General features: G+C 23.8%; 4 protein-coding genes. 2 read left to right on the forward strand and 2 right to left on the reverse strand.

Annotation, left to right across the window (positions count from 1 at the left end; translation table 11 throughout):
- Positions 1-297: 297 nt before the first annotated feature.
- Both Q0138_RS02170 and Q0138_RS02175 read left to right on the forward strand, forming a co-directional pair.
- Positions 298-555: a hypothetical protein gene (locus Q0138_RS02170; protein ID WP_297980277.1), complete on the forward strand. Its 258-nt coding sequence runs from the start codon at positions 298-300 to the stop codon at positions 553-555.
- Positions 556-1,307: 752 nt separating this feature from the next.
- The gene (locus tag Q0138_RS02175; protein ID WP_297980297.1) at positions 1,308-1,757 is read left to right on the forward strand and encodes a hypothetical protein; all 450 of its coding nucleotides are present in this window, start codon (positions 1,308-1,310) and stop codon (positions 1,755-1,757) included.
- A gap of 323 nt (positions 1,758-2,080) precedes the next feature.
- On the opposite strand, the gene Q0138_RS02180 is transcribed toward Q0138_RS02175, so the two are convergent.
- A complete protein-coding gene (locus Q0138_RS02180; protein WP_297980300.1) occupies positions 2,081-2,683 on the reverse strand; it encodes a ZPR1 zinc finger domain-containing protein in 603 nt (200 codons plus the stop codon).
- A 158-nt stretch (positions 2,684-2,841) separates the two neighbouring features.
- The gene (locus Q0138_RS02185; RefSeq protein WP_297980303.1) at positions 2,842-3,786 is read right to left on the reverse strand and encodes a 3H domain-containing protein; all 945 of its coding nucleotides are present in this window, start codon (positions 3,784-3,786) and stop codon (positions 2,842-2,844) included.
- Positions 3,787-4,104 lie beyond the last annotated feature (318 nt).

A 4,104-nucleotide genomic window follows, 5' to 3' on the forward strand; every position in this document is an offset into this window, starting at 1 on the left:
ATTTTTCTTTATTTTTCTTTATTTTTCTTTATTTTTCTTTATTTTTCTTTATTTTAATTATTTTCACTTGTTTTTATTATTTATTTTAGTTATTTCATTATTTATTGCTATTTTTTCTTATTTTTATCTAATTTTAATTAATTTTAATTATTTTTTAATTTAAAAAACTTTTGATTAATTTTTTATCATTTTTTATCATTTTTTTATTAATTGAGTTAAGTTTAATTGATAATTTTTAGTTAATTATATAACTGATGAAGAGTTAATTAAGTATATCATTCAATAAAAGGTGATATTATGGTAGACCTTGAGAAAAACATTGAAGAAAAATTAACTGAAGTATTTAAAGAAGAATTAGGTAAAGATGATTTTGAATTAAATTATGTAATCAATGATGAGGAAATTACCTTTTTCTATGGTATTAGTGAAGGTAAAGAACTTTCCCTTGATGGAATTGAAAAAATCTCCAGTATCATTGATGCAAGATTTGAAGGTTCTTCTATTGTAAATCAAGAAAACAGATACAAATTTAATTTAGATCCTTGTTCTGATTAAATTCCTTGTTTTTCTTTTTATTTTTTTTATTTTTTTTATTAGCTATTTTTTACTTTTTTTAATTTTTTTTTAACTTTTTTTAACTTTTTCTATTTGCACTGTTTTTTAACAAGTTTTAACTTTTTTAATATTTTTTCTGTTTTTTAACAATTTTTTTAACTTTTTCTATTTTTACTTTTTACTTATTTGATTTTGTTTTAATTTATTCAATTTACTTTTTATAAATGAAAAATTTTATTTTTCAAATTTATGATTTTAATAAAATTATTTTTTAAAATTATTTTTTGATTTTTTCCTTTTTATAAGATATTAAAATTATTGACTTTTGATTAAATTATTTTTATATTTTTAACAATAACCTAATGAATTATTAATCATGAATTCAATATTATACGATATCTTTATATATTCCTTTAAACAAATATATAATTACATCTAGATTAGTAAATGAAATTTTTAGATTTTAAATAGTTTTTATGAAAAAATTATTTAATATTTAAATTTAAATTTTTATTTCAATTACTATTCATGATTTATTTTAAAATTAGATAAATTTTATTAATATTAATTTTTTTAATATTTTTTTAATATTCTTTTAATATTCTTTTAATATTTTTTTAATATTTTTCCGAATATGTTTTTAGGATATTTCATTTATTCCTAATTTTTGATATAAAAAAATATTTTATGAACCTATTTATTGCATTAGTTTAAAATTAATTTAATAAAATTTTATTTATGGAGTCCTTTTTATGGCTGAAGAAGAAATAAATGAAGAAGAATTAAATCAAGAACAAATTGAAGATGATGAAGAAAGCTTACCTTTCGCTAAAGCTGAAGTTGTTCGTTTAATGAAAGCTAATCTCGATAGCGATAAAATGATTAGGGAAAGAGTAAAAGTTGAAATGAATAAATTTTTAGGAGATATCTTAAAACAAGTTTGTCAACAACTCAATGAATACCCTTATACCACTATTGAGTATGAAATGCTTAAAGAGTCAACCTATCCATACACTAATATTAAAAGAATCAATCAAGAAAAAGAAAGAATTTTATTACATTTAAATGCTATTAAAGCTGATTGTGATGCATTAGCTATGGATGTTCAAAAAACTCTTAAATTAAAAGACGTAGTAGATGAAGATGAATTTACTCCATTATCAATGGCTAAAACCGAAGATGATGAAGAAATAGAAGAATAATTCTTCTATTTTTACTTTTTTTATTTTTTTATAAGTTTTTAACTTATTTTTTTTATTTAATTTTAAAATTATTTTCAATTTTATTTTTAATTGAATGCTATTTTTTTTTAAATTTTTAAATTATTTTCAATTTTATTTTTAATTGTGCGCTATTTTTTTTTAAATTTTTAAATTATTTTCAATTTTTATTTTTAATTGGGTGCTATTTTTTTTAAATTTTTAAACTATTTTCAATTTTTATTTTTGATTGTGCGCTATTTTTTTTTAAATTTTTAAAATATTTTTAACAGATTTCTTTTTTATTATCTTATTTGAATTTTAAATTATTCGTCGTCCTCAATAACTGTAAAACCTGTTTTTAAGTGTTTTAACTCCTCTTCACTTAGTTCTTCAGTTTTAGCACGGACGTCCATGATTTTACTTTGTCCAAATGGATCTTCTATAAGAAGTAAGGTTTCCATTTCTCCGTTCAATACTTTATTGATGTCTGCAAGAACCTTTTTTCCGTTTTCCTGGGATAGGTCGTCCTGAAAAATGTTTAATGCTCTTTCGGTAGCTGCCTTAAATCTTACCAAAACCCCTTCAACATTTGAAATGTACCCTTCTGATTTTGGACCTGGTTCTACCTTGATTCCGATTTCTGGAAGTGAAACTGTAGCGCTTTGGGATCTGACCACTCTGGAATCCAATGATTTTGGAGTAATGATTAGGCTATGTTTTGCAGGGTCTTTCTGTTCTGTAACTATGATGTCGTTATGTCTGAATCCACAGTTTTCACATTGGATTGTTGATTCTACAATCTCTCCAAAATAAGCCAATTCATGAGTTTGAGTTAAATAATTTGCAGTGTTTTTTCCACCGCAGACTGGACAGTCGATTTTCATTGTTGCATTTTGTCCTGTAATAATATCATCCTTATCTGCCATAATAATCACTTAAAACTTTTTTATGATTTAATTAATTGTTTTTTTAGTTTTTTTTAAATTAAATTCTTAAATTTTGATTTAATTAGTTTTTTACTTTTTTTAAATTAAATCCTTTAAATTTCTTGATTTTATTGAATTTAAAATTTACTTTAATAGTTTTATTCCTTTTTATATAAAAATCCATTTGTGTCCAAATCTTCTTTTATCTTTTCAATTGTTTCCTTATTTATTGCACAAATCATGTTTTCCCTATATTCTGTTAGACTATAAAGCTTTTTCAATTCATTTCTCTTTTCTTCGTGCTTGTTAAGGCTATTTGTGAACCTATTGAATTCATCTATGTCACTAACATTAATCTGCCTTATCAATGGTTCCTTAAAGCCTTTGATTGGATATGAAACATATTTTATTGTTGCCCCATATTTTGTTATTATGATTTTAGCTATTTCATCCAATTGCTCAACTGTATTTTTTAGCTGAATGATGTCACAGGTTTCATTTATCTCTGATAGCATGCGTTTTACGGTTTTTTTAACTGTTGTGCTGTTAATCACCTTGACATTATTGTTTTCAGCTTCCTGAACGAGATAATCATGAATTATTCTATTTTCCTTAAAGTAATCTAATTGCTTGCCCCCTCTTCCGATTTCGGTGGCTCTTTTTACAAAACGATCCTTATGTCTTTTCTCATCTGAACTTAGGATAAAGAAATGAACGGAAGCCTTGTCCTTGAATTTATCCAAATCTATAAGTCCTGGAATAAGATGAACTCCTTCTATTATTATGTCGTCCTTGTCCTTTATTGCCCTATCTATTACCTTTTCTATAGCTGGAACGACAAAGGAAGCGTGTTCCTCAAAACCTGCATTGATTAGGGCTTCTTTAGTATTGAAATTCTTTTGATTTCTAAGTGTTGTATATGCATTATAGGAGGATTTGTGTAAAGCGGGAGCATAATCATTTCCTATTATTCCTCTAACAACCTCTCTTATAAAATCTGTTTCCATTAAATGCTTTATATTAAGTGTTTTTGCAAGTTCTGCAGCTGCAGTTGATTTGCCTATTCCTGAAGCACTTCCTATAAGGATTACATATGGTTTCATCTTTTCCCCTCTTGTTTATTTGAGATTATAAATTTTACATTTCTTTTATGGTTTTTTGAAAAATTTCCTATTTATTTAATTTTTTTTTCAAATCTTTAATTAATATATTATTTTTATCAATATAACCAAAGTTAGAATGCTTATATTTATTACAATGCTCTTTTCCACAAAGTTCATGTATATATTTTCCGCAATCTTTACAAAAAAAATTCGAATTTGTTTTTGTTTTGCATTCATTACAAATAATATTTGATTTTTCTATGAATTCATCTAGACTTAAATTTATTTCTTTATCAGAGATCGGAAGAGCACACGTCT

Origin of the sequence: uncultured Methanobrevibacter sp., assembly GCF_937906425.1 — an archaeon.
In the GTDB taxonomy this organism is placed as follows: Archaea; Methanobacteriota; Methanobacteria; order Methanobacteriales; family Methanobacteriaceae; genus Methanobrevibacter.

What these genes read in the sequence shown, in the direction of transcription:
- Q0138_RS02185 (WP_297980303.1), bottom strand. Translation starts at nt 3,786, where the DNA reads ATGAAACCATATGTAATCCTTATAGGAAGTGCTTCAGGAATAGGCAAA.
- Q0138_RS02170 (WP_297980277.1), top strand. Translation starts at nt 298, where the DNA reads ATGGTAGACCTTGAGAAAAACATTGAAGAAAAATTAACTGAAGTATTT.
- Q0138_RS02175 (WP_297980297.1), top strand. Translation starts at nt 1,308, where the DNA reads ATGGCTGAAGAAGAAATAAATGAAGAAGAATTAAATCAAGAACAAATT.
- Q0138_RS02180 (WP_297980300.1), bottom strand. Translation starts at nt 2,683, where the DNA reads ATGGCAGATAAGGATGATATTATTACAGGACAAAATGCAACAATGAAA.